At 70.1% G+C, this 24,447-nt stretch carries 24 protein-coding genes and 1 tRNA gene; 10 read left to right on the top strand and 15 right to left on the bottom strand.

What is annotated here, in order from left to right; all coding sequences use genetic code 11:
• Positions 1-59 precede the first annotated feature (59 nt).
• Positions 60-248, top strand: coding sequence for a helix-turn-helix domain-containing protein (locus tag AB0Q90_RS23095; RefSeq protein ID WP_363159224.1), 189 nt, complete (start codon positions 60-62; stop codon positions 246-248).
• A gap of 55 nt (positions 249-303) precedes the next feature.
• Positions 304-1,716, top strand: coding sequence for a site-specific integrase (locus AB0Q90_RS23090; RefSeq protein WP_363159225.1), 1,413 nt, complete (start codon positions 304-306; stop codon positions 1,714-1,716).
• Positions 1,717-1,850: 134 nt separating this feature from the next.
• On the opposite strand, the gene AB0Q90_RS23085 is transcribed toward AB0Q90_RS23090, so the two are convergent.
• Positions 1,851-1,932 (bottom strand) — tRNA-Tyr (locus tag AB0Q90_RS23085).
• Between the two features lie 225 nt (positions 1,933-2,157).
• Here AB0Q90_RS23085 and AB0Q90_RS23080 point away from each other — a divergent pair.
• The gene (locus AB0Q90_RS23080; protein ID WP_363159226.1) at positions 2,158-2,646 is read left to right on the top strand and encodes a YajQ family cyclic di-GMP-binding protein; all 489 of its coding nucleotides are present in this window, start codon (positions 2,158-2,160) and stop codon (positions 2,644-2,646) included.
• Positions 2,647-2,726: 80 nt separating this feature from the next.
• Here AB0Q90_RS23080 and AB0Q90_RS23075 read toward each other — a convergent pair whose 3' ends face one another.
• Positions 2,727-2,993, bottom strand: coding sequence for a GlsB/YeaQ/YmgE family stress response membrane protein (locus AB0Q90_RS23075; RefSeq protein ID WP_363159227.1), 267 nt, complete (start codon positions 2,991-2,993; stop codon positions 2,727-2,729).
• Between the two features lie 176 nt (positions 2,994-3,169).
• On the opposite strand from AB0Q90_RS23075, the gene AB0Q90_RS23070 reads away from it, so the two are divergent.
• The gene (locus tag AB0Q90_RS23070; protein WP_363159228.1) at positions 3,170-4,417 is read left to right on the top strand and encodes an APC family permease; all 1,248 of its coding nucleotides are present in this window, start codon (positions 3,170-3,172) and stop codon (positions 4,415-4,417) included.
• 204 nt (positions 4,418-4,621) lie between these two features.
• On the opposite strand, the gene AB0Q90_RS23065 is transcribed toward AB0Q90_RS23070, so the two are convergent.
• The 12 genes from AB0Q90_RS23065 to AB0Q90_RS23010 all read right to left on the bottom strand — a co-directional run bounded on the left by AB0Q90_RS23065 (position 4,622) and on the right by AB0Q90_RS23010 (position 15,879).
• Complete coding sequence (locus tag AB0Q90_RS23065) at positions 4,622-5,017, bottom strand: YccF domain-containing protein (protein WP_363159229.1); 396 nt, start codon at positions 5,015-5,017, stop codon at positions 4,622-4,624.
• Positions 5,014-5,877 (bottom strand): zinc metalloprotease HtpX, encoded by an 864-nt coding sequence (htpX, locus tag AB0Q90_RS23060; RefSeq protein ID WP_363159230.1) that lies wholly within the window; start codon positions 5,875-5,877, stop codon positions 5,014-5,016. The genes AB0Q90_RS23065 and htpX overlap by 4 nt, the downstream gene beginning before the upstream one ends.
• A 254-nt stretch (positions 5,878-6,131) precedes the next feature.
• Positions 6,132-7,655: an NADH-quinone oxidoreductase subunit N gene (locus tag AB0Q90_RS23055; protein WP_363159231.1), complete on the bottom strand. Its 1,524-nt coding sequence runs from the start codon at positions 7,653-7,655 to the stop codon at positions 6,132-6,134.
• Positions 7,652-9,226 (bottom strand): NADH-quinone oxidoreductase subunit M, encoded by a 1,575-nt coding sequence (locus AB0Q90_RS23050; RefSeq protein WP_363159232.1) that lies wholly within the window; start codon positions 9,224-9,226, stop codon positions 7,652-7,654. Before AB0Q90_RS23050 ends, AB0Q90_RS23055 begins: the two co-directional genes overlap by 4 nt.
• A 6-nt stretch (positions 9,227-9,232) precedes the next feature.
• On the bottom strand, positions 9,233-11,227 hold the full coding sequence (locus AB0Q90_RS23045) for an NADH-quinone oxidoreductase subunit L (RefSeq protein WP_363159233.1): 1,995 nt from the start codon (positions 11,225-11,227) through the stop codon (positions 9,233-9,235).
• Positions 11,224-11,619, bottom strand: a complete 396-nt coding sequence (gene nuoK, locus AB0Q90_RS23040; RefSeq protein ID WP_363159234.1) for an NADH-quinone oxidoreductase subunit NuoK — start codon at positions 11,617-11,619, stop codon at positions 11,224-11,226. The genes AB0Q90_RS23045 and nuoK overlap by 4 nt, the downstream gene beginning before the upstream one ends.
• Positions 11,619-12,248, bottom strand: coding sequence for an NADH-quinone oxidoreductase subunit J (locus tag AB0Q90_RS23035; protein ID WP_363159235.1), 630 nt, complete (start codon positions 12,246-12,248; stop codon positions 11,619-11,621). Before AB0Q90_RS23035 ends, nuoK begins: the two co-directional genes overlap by 1 nt.
• A complete protein-coding gene (locus AB0Q90_RS23030; RefSeq protein WP_363159236.1) occupies positions 12,245-12,796 on the bottom strand; it encodes an NADH-quinone oxidoreductase subunit I in 552 nt (183 codons plus the stop codon). Before AB0Q90_RS23030 ends, AB0Q90_RS23035 begins: the two co-directional genes overlap by 4 nt.
• 2 nt (positions 12,797-12,798) lie before the next feature.
• Positions 12,799-13,767, bottom strand: a complete 969-nt coding sequence (locus AB0Q90_RS23025) for a complex I subunit 1 family protein (RefSeq protein ID WP_363159237.1) — start codon at positions 13,765-13,767, stop codon at positions 12,799-12,801.
• Positions 13,764-14,900: an NADH-quinone oxidoreductase subunit C gene (locus AB0Q90_RS23020; protein WP_363159238.1), complete on the bottom strand. Its 1,137-nt coding sequence runs from the start codon at positions 14,898-14,900 to the stop codon at positions 13,764-13,766. The genes AB0Q90_RS23025 and AB0Q90_RS23020 overlap by 4 nt, the downstream gene beginning before the upstream one ends.
• Positions 14,897-15,496 carry an NADH-quinone oxidoreductase subunit B family protein gene (locus tag AB0Q90_RS23015; protein WP_363159239.1) on the bottom strand — a complete coding sequence of 200 codons (600 nt, stop codon included), beginning with the start codon at positions 15,494-15,496 and terminating at the stop codon, positions 14,897-14,899. Before AB0Q90_RS23015 ends, AB0Q90_RS23020 begins: the two co-directional genes overlap by 4 nt.
• Positions 15,487-15,879 carry an NADH-quinone oxidoreductase subunit A gene (locus AB0Q90_RS23010; RefSeq protein WP_363159240.1) on the bottom strand — a complete coding sequence of 131 codons (393 nt, stop codon included), beginning with the start codon at positions 15,877-15,879 and terminating at the stop codon, positions 15,487-15,489. The genes AB0Q90_RS23015 and AB0Q90_RS23010 overlap by 10 nt, the downstream gene beginning before the upstream one ends.
• 200 nt (positions 15,880-16,079) lie before the next feature.
• Here AB0Q90_RS23010 and AB0Q90_RS23005 point away from each other — a divergent pair, with 200 nt between their 5' ends.
• The 5 genes from AB0Q90_RS23005 to AB0Q90_RS22985 all read left to right on the top strand — a co-directional run bounded on the left by AB0Q90_RS23005 (position 16,080) and on the right by AB0Q90_RS22985 (position 22,906).
• Positions 16,080-17,291, top strand: a complete 1,212-nt coding sequence (locus AB0Q90_RS23005) for a sensor domain-containing protein (protein ID WP_363159241.1) — start codon at positions 16,080-16,082, stop codon at positions 17,289-17,291.
• A 106-nt stretch (positions 17,292-17,397) separates the two neighbouring features.
• Positions 17,398-18,735, top strand: a complete 1,338-nt coding sequence (locus AB0Q90_RS23000; protein WP_363159242.1) for a sensor domain-containing protein — start codon at positions 17,398-17,400, stop codon at positions 18,733-18,735.
• A gap of 246 nt (positions 18,736-18,981) precedes the next feature.
• A complete protein-coding gene (locus AB0Q90_RS22995; protein WP_363159438.1) occupies positions 18,982-19,641 on the top strand; it encodes a response regulator transcription factor in 660 nt (219 codons plus the stop codon).
• Between the two features lie 264 nt (positions 19,642-19,905).
• Positions 19,906-21,834: a 2-oxoacid:acceptor oxidoreductase subunit alpha gene (locus tag AB0Q90_RS22990; protein WP_363159243.1), complete on the top strand. Its 1,929-nt coding sequence runs from the start codon at positions 19,906-19,908 to the stop codon at positions 21,832-21,834.
• Complete coding sequence (locus AB0Q90_RS22985; RefSeq protein WP_363159244.1) at positions 21,827-22,906, top strand: 2-oxoacid:ferredoxin oxidoreductase subunit beta; 1,080 nt, start codon at positions 21,827-21,829, stop codon at positions 22,904-22,906. Before AB0Q90_RS22990 ends, AB0Q90_RS22985 begins: the two co-directional genes overlap by 8 nt.
• An 84-nt stretch (positions 22,907-22,990) precedes the next feature.
• On the opposite strand, the gene AB0Q90_RS22980 is transcribed toward AB0Q90_RS22985, so the two are convergent.
• Positions 22,991-23,383 carry a helix-turn-helix domain-containing protein gene (locus AB0Q90_RS22980; protein ID WP_363159245.1) on the bottom strand — a complete coding sequence of 131 codons (393 nt, stop codon included), beginning with the start codon at positions 23,381-23,383 and terminating at the stop codon, positions 22,991-22,993.
• A 92-nt stretch (positions 23,384-23,475) separates the two neighbouring features.
• On the opposite strand from AB0Q90_RS22980, the gene AB0Q90_RS22975 reads away from it, so the two are divergent.
• Positions 23,476-24,330 (top strand): SDR family oxidoreductase, encoded by an 855-nt coding sequence (locus AB0Q90_RS22975; protein ID WP_363159246.1) that lies wholly within the window; start codon positions 23,476-23,478, stop codon positions 24,328-24,330.
• Positions 24,331-24,447 lie beyond the last annotated feature (117 nt).

Genomic DNA, 24,447 nt, shown 5'->3' with positions numbered 1-24,447 from the left:
CAGAGGAATGTGAATCCAACTTCTCCGTCCTTCCCGACACTTCCCCGAGGAGCCAAGGAATGGCCCGCCCCGAGATGCTCAAGCTCCCCGAAGTTCTCACTGAGATCAAGATGAGCCGCGCCGCGTTCTACCGCATGCGCGCTCGCGGCCACGCCCCCCGCATCCGCAAGCTCCCCAACGGACAGGTCCGAGTCAGCCGCACCGACCTCGACGCTTGGTGGGAGCGCTGCGAAGAGCGCGTTGCCTGACGACTCCCCCTCAAGCCCGCCCGTCCGGGGCGGGCTTCTTACTGCTCGGAGAACCATGCCCCTGACCTACGACGTCCGGATCTACAGCATCGAAACCCGCCGGGACCGCCCGAAGCCCTACCGCGTGCGGTGGCTTGTGGGCCCTCAGAAGCATTCCAAGAGCTACACCGTCAAAGCACAGGCCGACGGCCGTCGTTCGGAGCTGATGACCGCCTTACGCAAGGGCGAACAGTTCGACGTGGAGACGGGCCTCCCTGCCTCCGAACTCCGCGCGGTGAATGGCTCCGTGACCTGGTACGAGCACACACGCGCTTACATCGCCCGCAGGTGGGACAAGCTCCCCGCCAAGTCGCGCCGCAACGACGCCGACGCCCTCGCCACCATCACCCCTGCACTCGTGAAGACAACCGTGGGGCAACCCTCTCCCCGCGTACTCCGCACCGCCTTGTACGGCTGGGCGTACAACAAGAGCCGCTGGCCCCAGGAACACCCCAGCGACGTCACGAACGCGCTCAACTGGCTGGAGAAGAACTCGCTGCCCGTTGCTGCTCTCGAAGACCCTGCCACGCTCCGTCTGGCTCTGGACGCTCTGTCGACGCTACTGAACGGCTCCCCCGCCGGCGCGCGCACGGCGCGGCGCAAGAGGGCATGCCTCAGCGACGTCTTGGGGCTCGCGGTCGAACGGCGCTACTTCAGCGTTCCGGTCAACCCGCTGTCCACCGTGAAGTGGTCGGCGCCCAAGTCGACCGAAGAGGTTGACCCGGCGAGCGTCGCCAACCCTCGTCAGGTGCGGGCCCTGCTTGAGGGCGTACGGGGGCAGGGGGAGCGGGGTGCGCACCTTGAGGCGTTCTTCGGGTGCCTGTACTACGCCGCGATGCGCCCCGCCGAGGCGGTTGGACTGACCGCGTCCCAGTGCCACTTGCCAAAGCGGGGGTGGGGCAAGCTCACTCTTCGCGGCGGGATCGTCCATGCCGGCCGCGACTGGACGGACGACGGTCGGGCCCACCAGGACCGCCACCTCAAGGCACGAGCACAGCGAGACTCGCGCGTGGTGCCCATCCCTCCCGACTTCGTCGCGATGCTCCGCTGGCACATCGAGCGCTACGGCACGGCTCCGGACGGCCGTCTGTTCCGCACGAACCGTGGCGGTGTGATTCAGGACACGGGATACGGCGAGGTGTGGGCAAGCGCCCGAGGCGACTCACTGACGCCGGAGCAGGAGGCATCGCCGCTTGCCCGGCGACCGTACGACCTCCGGTGCGCCGGGGTCTCGTTCTGGCTCTACAGCGGAGTCGACCCCATGGAGGTCGCCCGCCGCGCTGGACACTCGGTAGCTGTGCTGCTGCGTGTCTACGCGAAGGTACTGGCGCAAGCCCAGGAGCGAGCGAATCACCAGATTGAGGCTGGCCTGCGGGAATGGGACGGGACTGGCCCGTCCCCCGGGGGACGCCTGGGGGACACGCGCTGATCAGAGCTGGGACTCACCCGAGACCAGGTGAGACAAGCCACGCATTTCGACCCTTATTCGAATAGTGCTGTTCGAATACGAAGAGACCCCCTCCGCTCTGCGTTTCCGCAGATCGGGGGGGGTCTTCCCCAGTGTGGCGGCGCCAGGATTCGAACCTGGGAAGGCTGAGCCGGCAGATTTACAGTCTGCTCCCTTTGGCCGCTCGGGCACACCGCCGGGGTTTGCTGCACTTCGAACCGCCTTGCGGCTGCGCTCTCTGGCAACGACGTAAACAATACCCGATGCGGAGGGGTGCTTCGCCACCCGATTGATCTCCGCTCGGAGGACCGGGGATGGCTAGGCTTATCCGGATGCGGCCCGGGATCTACGCCGGGCTCGGCGCTCACCCCCACGTACGCCGATACGCACCCGACACGCACCCGATACAAGGAGCCACAGGACATGGCCGACTCCAGTTTCGACATCGTCTCGAAGGTCGAGCGGCAGGAGGTCGACAACGCCCTCAACCAGGCCGCCAAGGAGATCTCGCAGCGCTACGACTTCAAGGGCGTGGGCGCCTCGATCTCGTGGTCCGGGGACAAGATCCTGATGGAGGCGAACTCCGAGGACCGGGTGAACGCTGTCCTCGACGTCTTCCAGTCCAAGCTGATCAAGCGCGGGATCTCGCTGAAGGCGCTCGACGCGGGCGAGCCCCAGCTCTCGGGCAAGGAGTACAAGATCTTCGCCTCCATCGAGGAGGGCATCTCCCAGGAGAACGCCAAGAAGGTGGCGAAGATCATCCGCGACGAGGGCCCCAAGGGCGTGAAGGCCCAGGTGCAGGGCGACGAGCTCCGGGTCAGCTCCAAGAGCCGCGACGACCTGCAGGCCGTCATCGCCCTGCTGAAGGGCCGGGACTTCGACTTCGCGCTGCAGTTCGTGAACTACCGCTGAACCACTACGCCACGAGGAAGGGTGGGCACCTGGCGGGTGCCCACCCTTCTCGCCTGCTGGCTGCGGTCCGGGGGATGTGCTCAGTTGCGCGAGTGGCCGAACAGGATGCGGTAGGCCACCAGAAGGACCAGGGAGCCGCCGATAGCGGCCGCCCAGGTGGCGCCGTCGTAGAAGTCCTTGCTGATGGGGTGGTCCAGCCAGCGGGCCGATATCCAGCCGCCGATGAACGCGCCCGTGATGCCGATGACGGTCGTGCCGATGAAGCCGCCCGGGTCGCGGCCCGGCAGCAGGAACTTGGCGATGGCTCCGGCCAACAGCCCCAGGATGATCCAGCTGATGATGCCCATGCCGTGAACCTGCCCCTCCGGCCGAACACGCTGTGCTCGTGCGCTCCGTGCGACGTATGCCATGCGACGTGCGGCGGCTGTTGCTCGTTCTGGTTCGTGCTTGTGTTCGCTGCCTGTTGGTGACGAAGACGTCGCCGCTGCACTCCGCGGTTGCAGCGATCAGTAGGGTGCGGCGCATGACGTCTTCCGGTTCCGAACTGCGCCGCACCCTGGGTGTCGGTGACGCCGTCGTCATCGGGCTCGGCTCGATGGTCGGGGCCGGGATCTTCGCCGCGCTGGCACCCGCGGCGCACGCGGCCGGCACCGGGCTGCTGCTCGGCCTGGCCGTCGCCGCCGTGGTGGCCTACTGCAACGCCACGTCGTCGGCGCGGCTGGCCGCGTTGTATCCGGCCTCCGGTGGCACGTACGTGTACGGACGCGAGCGGCTCGGGGAGTTCTGGGGCTATCTCGCGGGCTGGGCGTTCGTGGTCGGGAAGACGGCCTCCTGTGCGGCGATGGCGCTCACTGTGGGCGCGTACGTCTGGCCGGATCAGGCGCACGCGGTGGCGGTCGCGGCCGTGGTGGCGCTGACCGCGGTGAACTACGGCGGCGTCCAGAAGTCCGCCTGGCTGACGCGGATGATCGTGGCGGTGGTTCTGGCGGTCCTCGCTTGCGTGGTCGTCGTGTGTCTGGGGTCCGGGGAGGCCGACGCCGGGCGGCTGGACATCGGGACCTCCGGCGGTCTTGGCGGGGTGCTGCAGGCGGCAGGTCTGCTGTTCTTCGCGTTCGCGGGGTACGCGCGGATCGCGACCCTCGGCGAGGAGGTGCGGGATCCGGCGCGCACCATCCCCCGCGCCATCCCGCTGGCGTTGGGAATCGCGCTGGCGGTGTACGTGTGTGTGGCGGTGGCTGTCCTTTCCGTGCTGGGGGCCGACGCTCTCGGTGACGCGGACGCACCGCTGGCCGATGCGGTGCGGGCGGCCGGCATGTCGGGGCTGGCTCCGGTGGTGCGGGTCGGTGCCGCCGTGGCCGCGCTGGGCTCACTGCTCGCCCTGATCCTGGGCGTCTCGCGAACGACGCTGGCCATGGCCCGGGACCGGCATCTGCCCGGCGCGCTGGCAGCCGTGCACCCGCGTTTCCAGGTGCCGCACCGTGCGGAGCTCGCCGTGGGCGCGGTGGTCGCGGTCCTGGCCGCCACGGTGGACGTCCGGGGCGCGATCGGCTTCTCCTCCTTCGGTGTGCTGGCGTACTACGCCATCGCCAACGCGTCTGCGTGGACACTCGATTCGCCTCCGGCCGCGCGGGCGGTGCCCGTGGTGGGGCTCCTCGGATGCGTGGTGCTGGCGTTCGCGCTGCCGGGGGTTTCGGTGCTGGTGGGCGCGGGTGTGCTGGTGGTAGGGGTAGTGGCCTACGGCGTGCGGCGGTGGGGGCGCGCTGCTCGGTAGCGGTGCGGCGGGGGCGGGCTGCTGGATATCGGTGCGGCGGGGGCGGTTTGGGCCGACGTTGCCACCGGACGTGCTACGGGCAGTGCTTCCTTGTCCGTCGCCCGCGTCAGCAACTGCTCGTTCTCGGTCATGCGTTCATGATGCAAGCCGACACTGACAATCGGGCGGGCCTGTGGACAACCCCGGAGCTGTGGAAAAGCGGGCCTACCAGCGCGACGAGAAGGGCTGGTCCGTCCGTACGATCTCGCGTCCCAACGGCAGCAACGACACCGGGATCAGCTTGAAGTTGGCGATGCCGAGCGGGATGCCGATGATCGTGAGGCAGAGGACGACGCCGGTGACGATGTGGCCGATGGCCAGCCACCAGCCCGCGAGGATCAGCCACAGGACGTTGCCGATGCAGGACGGCGCCCCGGCGTCGCGGCGCTCGACCGTCGTGTACCCGAAGGGCCACAGGGCGTAGACGCCGATACGGAAGGCGGCAATGCCGAAGGGAATGCCGATGATCGTGATGCACAGCACCACGCCGGCGACCAGGTAGGCGAGGAACAGCCAGAAGCCGCTCAGGACGAGCCAGATGACGTTCAGAATTGTCTTCACTGGTGGCGACCTGCCATCTTTTCGAGCCGGGCGATGCGCTCGGCCATCGGCGGGTGTGTGGAGAACATCTTGGACAGTCCCTGTCCCGGGCGTAACGGGTTCGCGATCATCATGTGACTCGCGGTCTCGATCCGGGGTTCCGGGGGCAGCGGGAGCTGCTTGGTGCCGGTTTCGAGCTTGCGCAGGGCGCTGGCGAGGGCGAGTGGGTCGCCGGTGAGGTGGGCACCGGACGCGTCGGCCTCGTACTCCCTGGAGCGGCTGATGGCCAGTTGGATGACCGAGGCGGCGAGCGGGCCCAGGATCATGATCAGCAGCATGCCGAAGAGGCCGGGGCCGTCATCATCGTCGGAGCGGCCGATCGGGATCAGCCAGGCGAAGTTGACCAGGAACATGATCACGGAGGCGAGGGCGCCGGCGACCGACGAGATCAGGATGTCGCGGTTGTAGACGTGGCTGAGCTCGTGGCCGATGACGCCGCGCAGTTCGCGCTCGTCGAGGAGGCGCAGGATGCCTTCGGTGCAGCACACGGCGGCGTTGCGCGGGTTGCGGCCCGTCGCGAAGGCGTTCGGCGCCTCCGTCGGGGAGATGTACAGCCGCGGCATGGGTTGGCGGGCCTGCGTGGAGAGTTCGCGGACCATGCGGTACAGCCCCGGGGCCTCGAACTCGCTCACCGGGCGGGCACGCATCGCGCGTAGCGCGAGCTTGTCGCTGTTCCAGTACGCGTAGGCGTTGGTGCCCAGGGCGACGAAGACAGCGACGACGAGCCCCATGCGGCCGAAGAAGCTGCCGATGACGATGATGAGTGCGGACAGTCCCCCGAGGAGTACTGCGGTCCTGAGCCCGTTGTGCCGGCGGTGCACGGTACGCCCTCCAAGTGGTGCGGCAGGGGAACCCTTTGCTGGTCGATCTCCGATGCCACTGGTGCCGTGGTGTCACGTCCAGTGGACCCTCCCGTACTGGTCAACGCCAGGCGAGGGCCTCGGGTTCCCTTGGGCGCGCGGCCGTGCACGTGGGCCGTACGGGTGACGGCGGCGGCCCGACTCGCGGCGTGCGCCGTCGCCGTGCTTCTCTTCCTCGCCGTCCGCCTCTTCGCAGAGAGCGGGACCGGCGTGCGTCAGAAGAGCCCTGTGTCGGTGAAGCGCAGGATGAGCTGCGGGGCTCCGGACAGGCCGATGCCCAGGACGGCGGTCAGGGCGATGGTCGCCGTGACGGGGGCCGGGACGAGGTGCCTCTCGGGTGCGCCCTCGGGTGCGCGGAACAGCAGGCCCGTCCACTGGAGGTAGTAGAACAGCGCGATCACGACGTTGACGGCCATGACCACGGCCAGCCAGCCCAGGCCCGCGTCCACGGCCGCGGAGAAGACGGTGACCTTCGCGAAGAGGCCGATGATGCCCGGCGGCAGCCCGGCGAGGCACAGCAGGAAGAAGGCCAGGACAAGGGCGGAGAGGGGGTTCCTGGCGTACAGGCCGCGGTAGTCGGTGAGGCGGTTGAGGGACTTCGTACGGCCCACCAGGGCGGCGACCGCGAAGGCGCCGAGGTTCACGGCGGCGTACATGAGGGCGTAGGCGACCGTGGAGCCGATGGCGCCCTCGGGGTCGTCTGAGTACGCGGCGGCGGCGATCGGTACGAGGAGGTAGCCGGCCTGTCCGACGGACGACCAGGCGAGCAGCCGTACCGCGCTGTACGCGCGCGTGGCCTGCTGGCGCAGGGCGCCCACGTTGCCGACGGTCATGGTGAGGGCGGCCAGTGCGGCGAGCGCCGGGCCCCAGACGTCGGCGTACGACGGGAGGGCGATGACCGTGATGAGGATCAGGCCGGAGAAGCCGACCGCCTTGCCGACGACCGACAGATAGGCGGCGACCGGAAGGGGCGCTCCCACGTAGGTGTCCGGGACCCAGAAGTGGAACGGGACGGCGGCCGTCTTGAAGGCGAAGCCGATCAGGGTGAGGACGACGCCGGTCTGGGTGAGGGTCTGGAACTGTCCGTCGACGTTCTGGATCCGGTCGGCGATCTGGGTGAGGTAGAGCGTGCCGGTGGAGGCGTAGACGAAGCTGATGCCCATGAGACTGACCGCGGTCGCGGTGACCGAGGACAGGAAGAACTTCAGTGCCGCCTCGGACGATTTGCGGTCGCCGTGCCGGAGGCCGACGAGGGCGAACGCGGGCAGGGAGGCGACCTCCAGGGCGACGATCAGCGTCGCGAGGTCGCGGGAGGCGGGCAGGAGGGCGGCGCCCGCGACGGAGGAGAGCAGCAGGAACCAGAACTCCCCTTCGGGGAGTCGCTTGTCGGCGTCCTTCAGCGCGGTGACCGACAGCAGGGCGGCGAGGAGGGCGCCGCCGAGGACCAGGAGCTGGAGGACGAGGGTGAAGCGGTCGGCCGTGTAGCTGCACACGTCGGGGGCGCCGGTGAGGCAGAAGGTGGCGCGGTCGCCGTCCAGGAGGGGCAGCAGCATCAGCGTCGCGGCGGCGAGGCCCGCGACCGACGTCCAGCCGAGCAGCGCCTTCCGGTTCTCGCCGACGAACAGGTCGGCGACGAGGACGGCGAGGCCGACGACCGCCGCGATGGTGGGCGGCGCGATGGCGAGCCAGTCGACCGACTGGACGAGGTTCACGGCCAGCGGCTGGGCCAGGGAGCTCATCGGGTGCCTCCTGCGAGGAGCTGCTGCACGGCCGGGTCGGTCAGGCCGAGGAGAGTCTTGGGCCACAGGCCGGCGACGACGGTGAGGGCGACGAGCGGGGTCCAGGCCGCGAACTCGTAGCTCTGTACGTCGGTGAGCCGCGGTGCTTCCTGCGGTACGGCGCCCATGCAGACCCGGCGGACCACGATCAGCAGGTAGGCGGCCGTGAGGAGGGTGCCGAACGCGCCGATCGTCATGAAGGTGAGGAAGGCGGGGCGGCTGAGGCCGGCGGCCGGTTCGAACGCGCCGAACAGGGCCAGCATCTCGCCCCAGAATCCGGCGAGGCCCGGCAGGCCGAGCGAGGCGACCGCGGCGAAGGCAAGCAGGCCGCCGAGGCGCGGGGCCTTGCCGTAGAGGGCGGCCCCGGTCTCCTCGGCGAGGGTGTCGAGGTCGGTGCTGCCGGTACGGTCCTTCAACGCGCCGACCAGGAAGAAGAGCAGGCCGGTGATGAGGCCGTGGGCGATGTTGGCGAACAGGGCGCCGTTCACGCCGGTCGGGGTCATGGTCGCGATGCCGAGCAGTACGAAGCCCATGTGGCCGACGGAGGAGTAGGCGATGAGGCGCTTGAGGTCGCCCTTCGCGCCCTGCTTGGCGAGGGCCAGGCAGGCCAGGGATCCGTAGATGATCCCGACAACGGCGAAGGCCGCGAGGTAGGGCGCGAAGTCGGCGAAGCCGTCGGGCGCAATCGGCAGCAGAATGCGGACGAAACCGTACGTACCCATCTTCAGCAGGACGCCGGCCAGCAGGACCGAGCCGACCGTCGGAGCGGCGGTGTGGGCGTCGGGCAGCCAGCTGTGCAGGGGCCACATCGGGGTCTTGACCGCGAGCCCGAGACCGATCGCCAGAACGGCGATGACCTGCACGGATGCGGTCAGCGACCGGCCGTTGTCAGTGGCGAGTGCCACCATGTCGAATGTGCCCGCCTTGATCCCGATCAGGAGCAGGCCGAGCAGCATGACGACCGAACCGAGCAGCGTGTAGAGGATGAACTTCCAGGCGGCCTGGGTCCGCCCCTCACCGCCCCAGCGGGCGATGAGGAAGTACATCGGGATCAGGACCATCTCGAAGGCGAGGAAGAACAGCAGCAGGTCGAGGACGGCGAAGGTGGCGAGGGTGCCGGACTCCAGGACGAGCAGCAGTGCGACGAAGGCCTTCGGGGACGGGCCCGCGGGCATCTTGAAGTACGAGTACAGCGCGCACAGGAAGGTCAGCAGCGCGGTCAGGACCAGAAGGGGGAGGGAGATGCCGTCGATGCCGAGGTGGATGCGCACGTCGAGTGCGGGGATCCAGCTGATGTCCGTGCTGGCCTGCATCTTCGACGGCTGGTCGTGGTCGAAGCCGAGCGCGAGGACGATCGCGGCGACGAGGATCGCGCCGGTGACGGTCACACCGTGGCGGAGCACGGCCTGCTCGGGGGACTTCCCCTTCAGTCCGGGCGGGGCCGGCAGGAGAGCGGCGGCGGCGCCGAGAAGCGGGCCGACGACGACGAACGCCAGAAGGAACTGCATCACGGACTCGTTGATATCGATCACGCCTGCTCACGCTCCCGTGGCGACGAGGACGGCGGCGACCGCCAGGACGACGGTGCCGGCGAGCAGCGCGCTCACATAGGTCTGCACATTGCCGGTCTGGGCGCGCCGTACGGCGATGCCGAGCCAGCGAGGTAGGGCGCCCGCGCCGCGTACGTAGGTGTCGACGACCTCGCGGTCGAGGAACCTGACGAGACTCGCTCCGGCCTGGACCGGGCGGACGAAGAGGGCCGTGTACACGGCGTCCAGGTGGAAGCCGACGGCCGCGTGGCGGTGCAGCGGGCCGAGCAGGAGGCGGCCCGGGTCGGCCGGATCGTGCGCCGAGGCCACGTCTCCGTACGCGGGCGCGTGGCTGGCGATGGCCTCGGCCTCGACCAGTCCGGCGTCGCCCTCCGGGTGGGCCGCGACCGCACCCAGAGGGACGCGGGCCGCGAGCGTGGTGGTGTGCCGCCAGGCCGCGTAGGTGACGATGCCGCCGACCAGGGCGACGCCCGTGCCCAGGACCGAGGTGGTGAGCGTCGGGGCGAGGTCCTGTCCGTCGAACCAGTCGGGCAGCGTCCCGTAGGCGAAGGCGCCGAAGGCGAGGGACGGCACGGCCAGCACCCACAGCACGACGGTCATGGTGAGCGGCTGCCTGCCGTGGTCCGGGGCCTCGGCGCCGTGGCCGCGGAAGGCCAGCAGCCACAGGCGCATCGCGTAGGCGGCGGTGAGCAGGGCCGTGAGCAGGGCGGCGACGAGGACGATCCAGCCCGCGGCGCCGGGGGCGTGCTCGGTGTGGCCGGTGGAGACGTGCTCGGCGGCGCCGAGGACGGACTCCTTGGAGAAGAAGCCGCTGAACGGCGGGATCGCGGCGAGCGCGAGGAGCGCCACGGTCATCGTCCAGTAGGCGTCCGGGACGCGGCTGCGCAGGTTCCGCATGCGGGACATGGCGGCCAGTGAATTAGTGCCGGCGGCATGGATGATCACGCCGGCCGCGAGGAACAGCAGCGCCTTGAAGGCGCCGTGGGACAGGAGGTGGAAGACGGCGGCTCCGCGGTCGCCGACGGCGAGGGCGCCGGTCATGTAGCCGAGCTGGCCGATCGTCGAGTAGGCGAGCACGCGCTTGATGTCGTCCTGGGCGAGCGCGGCGAGCGCCGAGCCGGCCATCGTCACGGCGGCCATGACGGCGAGGACGACCATCGCGGCCTGGGAGGCCTCGAAGACCGGGAGGAGACGTGCGACGAAGTAGACACCGGCGGCGACCATCGTCGCGGCGTGGATCAGCGCGGAGACGGGTGTGGGGCCCGCCATCGCGTCGGGGAGCCAGGTGTGCAGCGGGAACTGCGCCGACTTGCCGGCCACGCCCGCGAGGAGCAGCAGCGCGACGAGCGTCGGGTGGTCGAGGCCGCCGCTCGCGACGGTGCCGAGGATCTGCGTGATGCGGAACGAGCCGGCGTCGGTGGCCAGCGCGAACAGACCGATCAGGAAGGGGACGTCACCGAGCTTGGTCACCAGGAAGGCCTTGAGGGAGGCGGCGCGGGCCTCCGGGGTCTCCCAGTAGTGGCCGACCAGGAAGTACGAGCAGATGCCCATGATCTCCCAGCCGACCAGCAGCACCATCAGGTCGCCGGAGTAGACGACGAGCAGCATCGCGGAGGTGAACAGGGAGACGAGCGCGGCGTACGACGGGTAGCGCGGGTCGTCGCGGAGGTAGCCGGTCGAGTAGATCTGCACGCAGGTGGCGACGAGGCCGACCAGGACGGCGACGAGGGCCGCGAAACCGTCGATGTGCAGGGCGAGCTCGATCGGGACCGAGCCGGTGGGGGTGAGCTCGGTGGCGGCGTTCACGGCGCGTTCGCCGCCCTGGTCCACGGCGACCAGCACCGCGAGCACGAGGGAGGTGAGCGTCGGCAGGACGGCGAGCGGGCGGACGAAGCCGGGGGCCGTGCGGCCCAGCAGCAGGCCGGCGGCGGCGCCCAGGAACGGAAGGAGGGGGACGAGGACGGCGAGGGTGGTCGTGGTCACGCGGTGGCCTCAGCCTTCTCGGCGCCCGTCTCGGTCGCGGGGGTGTCGGACCCGTGGCCCTCGGCGGGCTCGTGGCCTTCGGCGGTGTCGCGGAGCTTGTCGATGTCCGAGGTGCCGCGGTTGCGGTAGACGGCGAGGACGATCGCCAGGCCGATGCCGATCTCGGCGGCGGCGATGGCGATGGTGAACAGGGTCAGGGCCTGGCCGGAGTGCAGGGTCTCCTCGGCGGTCCGGCTGAGCCAGACGTCGAAGGCGACCAGGTTGAGGTTGACGGCGTTGAGCATCAGCTCGACCGACATCAGGACCAGGATCGCGTTGCGGCGGGCGAGGACGCCGTACAGGCCCGTGCAGAAGAGGAGGGCGGAGAGGACGGCGGGATAGGCGAGATGCATCAGCGGGCGCCTTCCTTGTCGGCCTTGGCGGCTCCCCCGCCGTTCGTTCCGCGGGCGGGCGTGGCGTCGGCCTTCGCCTTGCGGGACAGGACGATCGCGCCGACCAGGGCGGCGAGGAGGAGGACGGACAGGGCCTCGAAGGGGAGGACCCAGTTCTGGAAGAGGGCCTTGCCGGTGACCTCGGTGGAGCCGGCGGGGGCGCCGTCGAGGTCGATCCAGGTCGTGCGGAAGGCATCGACGACGACCCAGATCAGTGCCCCGGCCGCGACGACGGCCACGGCGAGGGCGACCCAGCGGTTGCCGGAGTCGGCGTCCGGGGAGCGGCCGATGGGGGCCCGCGTGAGCATCAGACCGAAGAGAAGGAGGACGACCACGGAGCCCACGTAGATCAGCACCTGTACCCAGGCGATGAACTCGGCGGTGAGCAGGAGGTACTCGACGGCGATGCCGCCGAGGGCCACCACCAGCCACAGGGCGGCGTGCACCAGCTGCCGGGTGGTGACGGTGATCAGGGCCGCGCCGAAGGTGACCAGACCGACGAGGAGAAAGGCGATCTCGACGCCGGTCGGGGAGAGGAAGCCGTGCGTTTCGGCTGCCGTCGTGGTCAGCGCGGTGGAGGCGGGGCTCACGACTCGCCCTCCCCCGGTTCGGCCTGCGTGGCGGCGAGCTTCTCGGCGGTCTTGCGGGCCGCGGCGAGTTCCTTGGGTTCCTCCGCGGCGGGGTCGAGGGCCGGCGGGGCCGGGACCGTCCACATCCACTCGCGCAGCTTGTCGCGCTCGTGGGTGAGTTCGCGGATGTCGGTCTCGGCGTACTCGAACTCCGGGGACCAGAACAGGGCGTCGAAAGGACAGGCCTCGATGCAGATACCGCAGTACATGCACAGGGAGAAGTCGATGGCGAAGCGGTCGAGGACGTTGCGGCTGCGCTCGCGTCCGCCGGGGGTCGTCGCCGGGACCGTCTCCTTGTGGGAGTCGATGTAGATGCACCAGTCCGGGCACTCACGGGCGCAGAGCATGCAGACCGTGCAGTTCTCCTCGAACAGGCCGATCACGCCACGGGTGCGGGGCGGGAGGTCGGGCTGGACGTCCGGGTACTGCTCGGTGACCGACTTGCGCGTCATCGTGCGGAGGGTGACGGCCAGGCCCTTGGCGAGGCCGCTGCCAGGTACGGGGGCCATGGTTAGTTGATCACCACCTTGACGACGCCGGTGAGGGCGATCTGAGCGAGGGAGAGGGGGACGAGGAGGGTCCAGGACAGCTTCTGGAGCTGGTCCTCGCGCAGGCGGGGGTAGGTCACGCGCAGCCAGATCACGACGAAGGCGAGCACGGCCGTCTTCAGCAGGGTCCAGACCCAGCCGAGGCCGTCGGCGCCCCAGGGACCGTGCCACCCGCCCAGGAAGAGGACGGTGGTCAGGCCGCACAGGACGACGATTCCGGCGTACTCGGCGAGGAGGAAAAGGGCGAAGCGCAGGCCGGTGTACTCGGTGTACGCGCCGAAGATGATCTCCGAGTCGGCGACCGGCATGTCGAAGGGGGGCCGCTGGAGCTCAGCCAGTCCGGCGACGAAGAAGACGATCGCGCCGACGATCTGCCACGGCAGCCACCACCACTCGAACGCGTCGAGGATGCCGGGCAGGGAGACCGTGCCGGCCGCCATGGCGACGGAGGCGGCGGCGAGCAGCATCGGGAGTTCGTAGGCGAGGAGCTGGGCGGCGGTGCGCAGGCCGCCGAGGAGGGAGAACTTGTTGGCGGAGGCCCAGCCGGCCATGAGGGAGCCGAGGACTCCGACGCCCATGACGGCCAGGACGAAGAAGATGCCCGCGTCGATGACCTCGCCGACGGCGCCCTCGCTGGGGCCGATCGGGATGGCGAGCAGGACGAGGAGGTACGGCAGGAGGGCGACGGCGGGGGCGAGCTGGAAGATACGGCGGTCCGCGCCCGCGGGGACGACGTCTTCCTTCTGCGCGAACTTCACGCCGTCGGCGACGAGCTGGGCCCAGCCGTGGAAGCCGCCGGCGTACATCGGGCCGAGGCGGCCCTGCATGTGGGCCATCACCTTGTGCTCGGTCTGGCCGATCAGGAGGGGGAAGGTGAGGAAGACGACGAAGACGACGAGGAGTCGCAGGGTGACGTCGAGCGCGTCGTTCACTGCGGGCCTCCTGCGGGGTCCTCGGGGGGCGTCTCGGGGTCTGGGGTGGGTTCGGGAGTGGGGTTGGGCTTGGCTTCGGGGGCCTTGCCGGACACGGGCGCCTCGGCCTCCGGCGCCGCTTCCTTCGGCTCCTCCGGCGTCGGCTCCTTCGGCTGCTCCGAGCCCTCCGAGCCCTCCGAAGCAGGCTCGTCGAAGGCCGGCCGGGCGTGGTGCCAAGGCGCGTCCGCGCTGCGCGGGGCCTTGGCCTGCTCCGGCGCCGTTTCCTCCGGTGCCGGGGGCTGCGTCTCCGTGCGCTGCGACGCGGAACCCTCACTCACGCTGCGGGAGCGACGCGTGGGGGACGCCGGGGGCGCACCCTCCGCCGCCGGTGCCGCGCCCGCCTGCTGGCTCGCCGACCCTTCCGACGCCGTACGGGTCCGCCGCACAGGACGATCCCCAGCAGCACCCGCACCCGCACGCGCACCGGCCCCAGCAGCAGCACCGGCACCCGCACCCGCACCACGAACCGGCCGCTCCCCCGCCGCGCGCCCCGCCCCCCGTGCCGGTCGGGCAGGTGCGGGCGGAAGCTGGCCCTTCATCGGGCCCCACTCGTTCGGATCCGGGACACCCGGCGGCAGCATCTGGCGGCGCTTGGGCCCGCCGTGTTCGGACTCGCCCGGTTCCTTCGCGCCGGGCCAGGCCTTGGCGACGCGGGCAGCCAGGACGAAGTCCTTGCGCAGAGGGTGGCCCTCGAAGGTCTCCGGGAGGAGGAGGTGGTCCAGGGCGGGGTGGCCCTCGAAGGTGACGCCGAACATTTCGTGGGTCTCGCGCTCGTGCCAGGCGGCGCCCGCGTAGACCGTGACGGCGGATGCCAGTACCGGCGCGTCGTGCGGCACCGTCGTGCGCACCAGGAGCCGCCGCACGGGTGCCAGCGCGACCACGTGCGCGGCGACGCGGAAACCGGTGCCGGGCTCGTCCACGGCGCTCAGCCAGTCGAAGTAGGTGCAGCCCAGCCGGTCGCGTGCCGTCTCCAGCGCCGCGATCCAGGACGCCGGCGGTACGTCGACGGTGAGGAGCTCGTAGGACTCCTCCGCCGTGGCCTCCGTACCGAACAGCTCCGCAGCGTCCGCGGGCAGCCAGCCGACCGCGGTCATCGGGCGCCCCCTTCGGACTCGGCGGCCGGCGGCTTGACCAGGCCGCTCTGCAGGGCGGCGGCCGACGGACGCACCGTCCCGTACCGCTCCCCGAGCGACTCCCGGGCGATCTTCTCCTGGAGCTTGAGGATGCCCTGGAGCAGCGCCTCGGGGCGGGGCGGGCAACCGGGCACGTACACGTCGACCGGGATGATCTGGTCGACGCCCTTGGTGACGGAGTAGGAGTCCCAGTACGGGCCGCCGCAGTTGGAGCAGGCGCCGAAGGAGATGACGTACTTCGGCTCGGGCATCTGCTCGTACAGGCGCTTCACGGCGGGCGCCATCTTGTCGGTGACCGTGCCGGAGACGACCATCAGGTCGGCCTGGCGGGGGCCCGGCGCGAACGGGATCACGCCGAGGCGGATGAAGTCGTGGCGGGCCATCGACGCGGCGATGAACTCGATCGCGCAGCAGGCGAGGCCGAAGTTGAAGACCCAGAGCGAGTAGCGGCGACCCCAGTTCAGGATCACCTTCATCGGTTCGGGCGCGAGGCGGGCGAGCGCGCCCAGCCGCTTCGGCTCGGGCAGCGGGACGGGCTCGGCGGGGGTCACGTCCATGCCAGGACGCCCTTCTTGTATGCGTACAGCAGACCGACTGCCAGGAAGCCCAGGAAGATGAACATCTCGACGAGCGTGGTGGCGCCGTAGCCGGGGGCGGCGAAGACCGTCGCCCAGGGGAACAGGAAGATCGAGTCGACGGCGAAGATGACGTAGAGGAAGGCGTAGACGTAGTAGCGGACCTGGGTGTGGGCCCAGCCCTCGCCGACGGGGTCGACTCCGCACTCGTACGTCAGGAGCTTCTCGGGTGTGGGGACCACGGGGCGCAGCAGGCGCCCGGCTCCGAAGGCGACGGCGACGAACAGCACGCCGACAGCGGCGAGCAGTCCGACGACCGAGTAGGACTCGAAGTAATCCGCCGCGACGACGGTCGGTTCCGGCACGGTCCGCCCCTCGCTCCCTGACCTCTGTGACCTCTGTGAACACTGCCGTTCGACGATCTGTACGCACGGGAGTCTAGGCCCTGCTAAAGCGAGCGTAAGCAGCCTGTCACTGCTTGGGATGCCGAGGTGGGGTTTTCCCCAGCAGATCCTGGCGGTCCGCCTCATGGCGCGAGCGCGCGTCGAACGGCACGCTAGCCCATATGACCGAACGTCTCCCGTCCTCGAACCGCGCCGAGCAGGCCCGCGCGGCAGCAGACGGCGACCGGCTCCCGCCGGCCCGTTTCGCCTACGACCGGCACACCTGGAAGGAGATCGCGCATCTTCTGGCGAACCTGCCGACGGCGTTGTTCGGCTTCGTCTACGTCGTGACGGTGCTGTTCGCCGGGGCCGGGCTGACGGTGACGGTGATCGGTTTCCCGTTGCTGGCGGTCGGGCTGGTGGGCGCCCGGCAGCTGGGAAAGCTGGAGCGGGCGCGGGCGCGCGGGCTGCTCGGGGTGCAGGTGGACGAGCCGAGCCCGCTGAGGCTGCGCGGCAGCCGCAACGGCTTCTTCGCGCAGCTGTGGCTGATGCTGAAGGACCCGGTGGGCTGGCGCACGGTCCTGTACGACTTCATCAGGCTGCCCTGGGGCATCCTCACCTTCACGATAACGCTGACCTCGCTGTTCGTGCTGTGGCCGGTGCTGCCGTTCATCGCACGGGGTCTGGCCAACGCGGACCGGGCGATGGTGCGCGGGCTGCTGTCGCCCTCGGACGAGCTGGAGCAACGTATCGCCGAGCTGGAGTCCGACCGGGGGGTCGTGGTCGACACGGCCGCGGCCGACCTGCGGCGCATCGAGCGCGATCTGCACGACGGCGCGCAGGCCCGGCTGGTGGCGCTGGCCATGGGCCTGGGCCTGGCCAAGGAGAAGCTCCTTGAGGACCCGGAGTACGCCGCCGCGATGGTCGAGGAGGCGCACGGCGAGGTCAAGCTCGCGCTCCAGGAGCTGCGGGATCTCGCCCGGGGCATCCACCCGGCCGTGCTGACCGACCGCGGCCTGGACGCCGCCCTCTCCTCGGTCGCCTCGCGCTGCACGGTGCCGGTGAAGGTGACGGTCGACCTGGTGGCGCGGCCGGCCGCGGCCATCGAGGGCATCGCCTACTTCACCGTCTCGGAGCTGCTGCAGAACATCAGCAAGCACAGTGCGGCGCGTTCGGCGTCGGTGGAGGTGTGGCGGTCGAAGGACCGGCTGCTCATCCAGGTGTGGGACGACGGCCGCGGCGGCGCGCGCCTGGACGGCGGTACGGGGATGCGCGGCCTCGCCGACCGGCTGGGCGCCGTCGACGGCCTGTTCGTCATCGACTCCCCGCAGGGCGGCCCGACGACGGTCACCGCGGAACTGCCCTGGCGCGACCGGGCCGCCTCGGAGGGGTAGGGAAAACCCCCCTTCCAAGACGCCGACGGACTCCATGGCTCGCGGACCTGCGACGCAGGAGTCTTGGGGTGACTCAGAAAACCGCGAGCAGAAACGGACGACGCCGATGGCCACGGAGTACGGGCAGGGGTACGGGCTCGGTTTCCCCGAGAGTGAGCGACGGCACCGGCTGCCCGCCGGACTGCGGGCACCGTTCGAGGCCCGGCACTGGCGGGAGTTGGGCTACGTCCTGCTGAGCCTGCCGATCAGCATCCTGCTCTTCACGTACGCGGTCACCATGGTGTCGCTGGGGGCGGGCCTGCTGGTGACGTTCCTCGGCATTCCGGTGCTGGCGGCGGGTTTGGCGGGCTGTCGCGGCTTCGGGGCGCTGGAGCGGGCCCGCGCGCGCGGGATGCTGGATCTGGATGTCGCCGACCCGGAGCCGCTGCGGATGCGCAGGCAGGGCTTCATGGCCTGGATGGGCGCCGTACTGAAGAGCGGCGTCTCTTGGCGGTCCCTGCTGTACGCGGTGCTGCACCTGCCGTGGGCGACGTTCTCGTTCGTCGTCGCCGTGAACTTCTGGGCCCTGGGCTGGACGCTGCTGACGTACCCCCTGTGGTTCTGGCTCTTCCCCCTCTACGGCGGCCAGGACGGCCTCCAGCTCTACGGCGACGAGACGCACCGCATCTATCTCGACAACCCGTTCGAGATCACCGTGACCGCGCTGGTGGGGCTGCTGTTCACGCTGGCCACGCCCTGGATCGTGCGGGCGCTGACGATGGTGGACCGGCTGATGGTGCACGGGCTGCTCGGGCCGTCGCGGCTGGCGACGCGGGTGGTGGAGCTGGAGTCGGACCGCGGGGTCGTGGTCGACACGGCCGCGGCCGACCTGCGGCGCATCGAGCGGGATCTGCACGACGGGGCGCAGGCCCGGCTGGTGGCGTTGGCCATGGATCTGGGGCTGGCGAAGGAGAAGCTGGCGGAGGATCCGCAGGCGGCGGCTCGCATGGTGGACGAGGCCCACGGCGAGGTGAAGACGGCGCTTCAGGAGCTGCGCGACCTGGCCCGCGGGATCCATCCGGCGGTGCTGACCGACCGCGGTCTCGACGCGGCGCTGTCGGCGGTGGCCTCGCGGTGCACGGTGCCGGTCGAGGTGCAGGTGGACCTGACCGAGCGGCCGGTGCCGGCGATCGAGGGGATCGCGTACTTCACGGTCTCGGAGCTGCTGCAGAACATCAGCAAGCACGCCCGGGCCACCTGGGCGGGCGTGGACGTCTGGCGGGTGGAGAACCGGCTGATGCTCCAGGTCGTGGACAACGGCGTCGGCGGCGCGGACGCCTCCGCCGGTTCGGGCCTGGCGGGTCTGGCCGAACGGCTGGACGCGGTGGACGGGATCCTGGTGGTGGACTCGCCGGTGGGCGGGCCGACGCGGATCACGGCCGAGCTCCCTTGGCGGGCCGTGTAGCCGCCCGCATCGCAGCGTCCGTCTTCGAGGCCCCGGGGCCCGAAGGCGGACGCACACGCGTGTGCACGCATCCGCGGCCGGAATCGGCCCCTCCCCCGCCGCATGACCGGAACACGGCAGGCCGGGTTGTCCACAGGCCCGGTGCGCGGGCGCGGATCGCGGAATACTGAGGAGCCGTGGGACGCGGCCGGGGAACGTCCGGCCGGACGCAACAGGCTCGGGGGGCCGAAGGTCGTGGAGGACAGGGTGCGGGTGGTCATCGCCGAGGATTCAGTGCTGCTCAGGGAGGGCCTGACCCGGCTGCTGACCGACCGCGGGCACGAGGTCGTCGCCGGCGTCGGCGACGGCGAGGCGCTGATAAAGACCATCACGGAGCTGGACGCACAGGGCACGCTGCCGGACGTCGTGGTCGCCGACGTACGCATGCCCCCGACGCACACCGACGAAGGGGTCCGCGCCGCCGTACAGCTGCGCAAGGCGCATCCGGGACTCGGCGTGCTCGTGTTGTCACAGTACGTGGAGGAGCGCTACGCCACCGAACTGCTGGCCGGTTCCAGCCACGGCGTCGGCTATCTGCTCAAGGACCGGGTAGCCGAGGTGCGTGAGTTCGTGGACGCGGTGGTGCGGGTGGCCCAGGGGGGTACGGCCCTGGATCCGGAGGTGGTCGCGCAGCTGCTCGGGCGCAGCCGCAAGCAGGACGTGCTCGCGGGACTCACCCCGCGGGAGCGCGAGGTCCTGGGGCTCATGGCCGAGGGGCGGACCAACTCCGCGATCGCCCGACAGCTGGTGGTGAGCGACGGAGCCGTGGAGAAGCACGTCAGCAATATCTTCCTGAAGCTGGGGCTGTCCCCGAGTGACGGGGATCACCGAAGGGTTCTCGCGGTCCTCACCTATCTGAACTCCTGATCACCTGACACCGTGTCAGCCAGGCGCGATGTCCGACACCGGGCCCGGAAACGCCCGAGAACCACACAACGAGCGGGGAGCGTCTTCAAAAGAAGCGCCGGGGGGCGTGTAAATCATGACAAGTCAGGGTGGCGAACCGTCTCAAAACCGTGTCCGTGATGTGAATGGCCCGGGGATGGCGACCTTTACGGACGTAGGGTTGATTTCGGGAGGGCCTGCGGGAAGGCCTGTACCCGACAGCCGCCTCGAAGGAGGTCCAGTTCAGTGACCAGCCAGGTCAGTAGCCCAGCGGAGCAGGCCGACGAAGCAGTACTGGGAGAGCAGCGCAAACCGGCGGCGGCGAAGGATGTGCGCCGACTGGACCGGGTGATCATTCGGTTCGCGGGGGACTCCGGTGACGGTATGCAGCTCACCGGTGACCGGTTCACCTCGGAAACGGCGTCCTTCGGCAACGACCTCTCGACGCTGCCGAACTTCCCCGCCGAGATCCGTGCGCCCGCCGGCACCCTGCCGGGCGTGTCCTCCTTCCAGCTGCACTTCGCCGACCACGACATCCTGACCCCGGGCGACGCGCCGAACGTGCTGGTCGCGATGAACCCGGCCGCCCTGAAGGCCAACGTCGGGGACCTGCCGCGCGGCGCGGAGATCATCGTCAACACCGACGAGTTCACCAAGCGGGCGATGCAGAAGGTCGGCTACGAGAGCTCTCCGCTGGAGGACGGCTCGCTGGACGGCTACCACCTCCACCCGGTGCCGCTGACGACGCTGACGGTGGAGGCGCTCAAGGAGTTCGACCTGTCCCGCAAGGAGGCCGAGCGCAGCAAGAACATGTTCGCGCTGGGCCTGCTGTCGTGGATGTACCACCGGCCCACCGAGGGCACGGAGAAGTTCCTGAGGTCGAAGTTCGCCAAGAAGCCGCAGATCGCGGAGGCGAACATCACGGCGTTCCGGGCGGGCTGGAACTTCGGCGAGACGACGGAGGACTTCGCGGTCTCCTACGAGATCGCCCCGGCGGCGACGGCCTTCCCGGTCGGCACCTACCGGAACATCTCCGGCAACCTCGCCCTGTCCTACGGACTGGTCGCCGCGTCCCGGCAGGCGGACCTGCCGCTGTATCTGGGCTCGTACCCGATCACTCCGGCGTCCGACATCCTGCACGAGCTCAGCAAGCACAAGAACTTCGGCGTGCGGACCTTCCAGGCCGAGGACGAGATCGCGGGCATCGGCGCGGCGCTGGGCGCGGCGTTCGGCGGGTCGCTGGCGGTGACCACGACGAGCGGTCCCGGTGTGGCGCTGAAGTCGGAGACGATCGGTCTGGCCGTCTCCCTGGAGCTGCCGCTGCTGATCGTCGACATCCAGCGCGGCGGCCCGTCCACGGGCCTGCCCACCAAGACCGAGCAGGCGGATCTGCTGCAGGCGATGTTCGGCCGCAACGGCGAGGCCCCGGTGCCGATCGTGGCCCCGTGCACGCCCGCCGACTGCTTCACCGCGGCGCTGGAAGCGGCCCGGATCGCCCTTACCTACCGCACCCCGGTGATGCTGCTCTCGGACGGCTACCTGGCCAACGGCAGCGAGCCGTGGCGCATCCCGGAGGTGGACGAACTCCCCGACCTGCGTGTGCAGTTCGCGCAGGGCCCGAACCACACCCTGGAGGACGGTACCGAGGTCTTCTGGCCGTACAAACGCGATCCGCAGACCCTGGCCCGCCCCTGGGCGATCCCCGGCACACCGGGCCTGGAGCACCGGATCGGCGGCATCGAGAAGGAGGACGGCTCGGGCAACATCTCCTACGCCCCCGCCAACCACGACTTCATGGTCCGCACCCGCCAGGCGAAGATCGACGGCATCGAGGTGCCCGACCTGGAGGTCGACGACCCGCACGGCGCACAGACGCTGGTGCTGGGCTGGGGCTCGACGTACGGCCCGATCACGGCGGCGGTGCGGCGGCTGCGCAGGGCCGGGCAGGAGATCGCGCAGGCGCATCTGCGGCACCTGAACCCCTTCCCGCGCAATCTGGGAGAGGTGCTGCGGCGTTACGACAAGGTGGTGATCCCCGAGATGAACCTCGGCCAGCTCGCCACGCTGATCCGGGCGAAGTACCTGGTAGACGCCCACTCGTACAACCAGGTCAATGGCATGCCGTTCAAGGCTGAGCAGCTCGCCACGGCTCTCAAGGAGGCCATCGATGGCTGAGACGTCCAGGGAAGGCACGGGCACGATCGAGGCGCTCTCGCTCGTCCCCAAGGCCGAGGCCCGCCAGTCCATGAAGGACTTCAAGTCCGATCAGGAAGTGCGCTGGTGCCCCGGTTGCGGCGACTACGCGATCCTCGCGGCGGTCCAGGGCTTCATGCCCGAACTCGGCCTGGCCAGGGAGAACATCGTCTTCGTCTCCGGCATCGGCTGCTCGTCCCGGTTCCCGTACTACATGAACACCTACGGGATGCACTCCATCCACGGCCGGGCACCGGCCATCGCGACCGGCCTCGCCACCAGCAGGCGGGACCTGAGCGTCTGGGTGGTGACGGGCGACGGCGACGCGCTCTCCATCGGCGGCAACCACCTGATCCACGCCCTGCGCCGCAACGTCAACCTCAAGATCCTGCTGTTCAACAACCGGATCTACGGCCTCACGAAGGGCCAGTACAGCCCTACCTCCGAGGTCGGCAAGATCACCAAGTCGACCCCGATGGGCTCGCTGGACGCGCCCTTCAACCCGGTGTCTCTGGCGATCGGCGCGGAGGCGTCCTTCGTGGCCCGCACCGTGGACTCCGACCGCAAGCACCTCACCGAGGTCCTGCGCCAGGCCTCCGCCCACCAGGGCACGGCACTGATCGAGATCTACCAGAACTGCAACATCTTCAACGACGGCGCCTTCGAGGTTCTCAAGGACAGGCAGCAGGCCGAGGAGGCGGTGATCCGCCTGGAGCACGGGCAGCCGATCCGCTTCGGCGCGGACGGCGCGCGCGGCGTCGTACGGGACGCCCGGACGGGCGACCTGAAGGTGGTCACCGTGACCCCGGACAACGAGGCGGACGTCCTGGTCCACGACGCCCACTCCGCGTCCCCGACCACGGCCTTCGCCCTGTCCCGCCTGGCTGACCCGGACACCCTGCACCACACCCCGATCGGCGTGTTCCGCAGCACCGAACGTCCGGTCTACGACACCCAGATGGCCGACCAGCTGGACACGGCGATCGAGCAGAACGGGAAGGGTGACCTGGGGGCGCTGCTGGCGGGTGGGGACACCTGGACAGTGGTCGGCTGAAACCCCGACCGGCACGCAGTGGGCCCGGGTGCGATTCCACGCACCCGGGCCCTCGTCCTTCTCGTCACCACACCTCGGGGATGGTCAGGAGTCTCTCTTCCGCGCGTCGTACGCCTCCCGCGCCCCCACGACGTCCTCCATCCGCTTCTCCGACCACAGCGCCAGCCCCCGCACCTGCTCCGCCGCCTCCTGGCCCAGCTCTGTCAGGGAGTAGTCGACCCGGGGCGGGATCACCGGCTTGGCGTCTCTGTGCACCAAGCCGTCCCGCTCCAGGGTCTGCAGGGTCTGGGTCAGCATCTTCTCGCTGACGCCCCGGCCGCCGAGCGCTCCGATCGCGCGGCGCAGTTCGCTGAAGCGGTGGGAGCGGTCCAGTAGCTGGATGAGGACCAGGACGCCCCAGCGGCTGGTGACGTGCTCCAGGACCATGCGGTGCGGGCACATCGCCTCGGCGTCGGAGCCTCCGTTACTTACTGCCATGCCAGTACCTTACTTCAAAGTGGGTACTTTCGAACAGTTAGCGCACCTCCTAGGGTTAGTGACATCCGCACCCCACAAGGAGATCGCAGATCATGAGCATCGTCGTCACCGGCGCCACCGGACACCTCGGCCGCCACGTCATCGAGCAGCTGCTGGCCAAGGTTCCCGCCGAGCAGATCACCGCCGTCGTCCGCACCCCGGAGAAGGCCGCCGACTTCGCGGCCAAGGGCGTCAAGCTCGCCGTCGCCGACTACAACAGCCCGGAGACCTTCGACACCCTCTTCTCCGAGGGCGACAAGGTGCTGCTGATCTCCGGCAACGAGTTCCACAAGGGCCGCGCCGGCCAGCACCAGGTCGTCATCGACGCCGCCAAGGCCGCCGGCGTTGCGCTCCTCGCCTACACCAGCGCCCCCGGCACCCTCACCGCCGCGCTCGCCGACGACCACCGCGCCACCGAGGAGGCGCTCACCGCCTCCGGTGTGCCCTACGTCCTGCTGCGCAACGGCTGGTACAACGAGAACTACACCGAGAACCTCGCCGTCGCCCTGGAGCACGGCGCCGTCGTCCAGGCCTCCGGCGACGGCCGGATCTCCTCCGCCTCGCGCGCCGACTTCGCGGCCGCCGCCGTAGCCGTACTGACCGGCGAGGGCCACGAGAACCGGACGTACGAGCTGGGCGGCGACGAGCCCTGGGGCTTCGCCGAGTACGCGGCCGAGATCAGCAGGCAGACCGGCAAGGAGATCGTCTACAACTCCGTGTCCGTCGAGGCCTTCACCGAGATCCTGGCCGGCGCGGGGCTGCCCGCCCCGGTCGCCGCGGTCATCGCCGGTGTCGAGGCCTCCGTGGAGAAGGGCGAGCTGCTCCTCACCTCCGGCGACCTGTCCCGGCTGATCGGCCGCCCGGCCACCCCGATCTCCGAGTCGATCGCGGCGGCGCTCAAGGGCTGAGCAGGCCGCACTCAAGGGCTGAGCAGGCCGCGCTCAAGGGCTGAGCATCCCGGTGCAGCCCGGCTGTCATGACCGTATTCCGATACGCACATGACAGCCGGGCCGATGGGCGCTACC

Origin of the sequence: Streptomyces sp. NPDC079141, assembly GCF_040686775.1 — a bacterium.
In the GTDB taxonomy this organism is placed as follows: Bacteria; Actinomycetota; Actinomycetes; order Streptomycetales; family Streptomycetaceae; genus Streptomyces.
This window is presented reverse-complemented; position numbering and strand designations above follow the sequence as displayed.

Coding starts and splice junctions, on each gene's coding strand:
- nuoK (WP_363159234.1), bottom strand. CDS start 11,619: ATGCATCTCGCCTATCCCGCCGTCCTCTCCGCCCTCCTCTTCTGCACG.
- AB0Q90_RS23000 (WP_363159242.1), top strand. CDS start 17,398: ATGGCCACGGAGTACGGGCAGGGGTACGGGCTCGGTTTCCCCGAGAGT.
- AB0Q90_RS23030 (WP_363159236.1), bottom strand. CDS start 12,796: ATGGCCCCCGTACCTGGCAGCGGCCTCGCCAAGGGCCTGGCCGTCACC.
- AB0Q90_RS23075 (WP_363159227.1), bottom strand. CDS start 2,993: ATGGGCATCATCAGCTGGATCATCCTGGGGCTGTTGGCCGGAGCCATC.
- AB0Q90_RS23070 (WP_363159228.1), top strand. CDS start 3,170: ATGACGTCTTCCGGTTCCGAACTGCGCCGCACCCTGGGTGTCGGTGAC.
- AB0Q90_RS23080 (WP_363159226.1), top strand. CDS start 2,158: ATGGCCGACTCCAGTTTCGACATCGTCTCGAAGGTCGAGCGGCAGGAG.
- AB0Q90_RS22985 (WP_363159244.1), top strand. CDS start 21,827: ATGGCTGAGACGTCCAGGGAAGGCACGGGCACGATCGAGGCGCTCTCG.
- AB0Q90_RS23020 (WP_363159238.1), bottom strand. CDS start 14,900: ATGACCGCGGTCGGCTGGCTGCCCGCGGACGCTGCGGAGCTGTTCGGT.
- AB0Q90_RS23095 (WP_363159224.1), top strand. CDS start 60: ATGGCCCGCCCCGAGATGCTCAAGCTCCCCGAAGTTCTCACTGAGATC.
- AB0Q90_RS22975 (WP_363159246.1), top strand. CDS start 23,476: ATGAGCATCGTCGTCACCGGCGCCACCGGACACCTCGGCCGCCACGTC.
- AB0Q90_RS23005 (WP_363159241.1), top strand. CDS start 16,080: ATGACCGAACGTCTCCCGTCCTCGAACCGCGCCGAGCAGGCCCGCGCG.
- AB0Q90_RS23015 (WP_363159239.1), bottom strand. CDS start 15,496: ATGGACGTGACCCCCGCCGAGCCCGTCCCGCTGCCCGAGCCGAAGCGG.
- AB0Q90_RS23055 (WP_363159231.1), bottom strand. CDS start 7,655: ATGAGCTCCCTGGCCCAGCCGCTGGCCGTGAACCTCGTCCAGTCGGTC.
- AB0Q90_RS23090 (WP_363159225.1), top strand. CDS start 304: ATGCCCCTGACCTACGACGTCCGGATCTACAGCATCGAAACCCGCCGG.
- AB0Q90_RS22980 (WP_363159245.1), bottom strand. CDS start 23,383: ATGGCAGTAAGTAACGGAGGCTCCGACGCCGAGGCGATGTGCCCGCAC.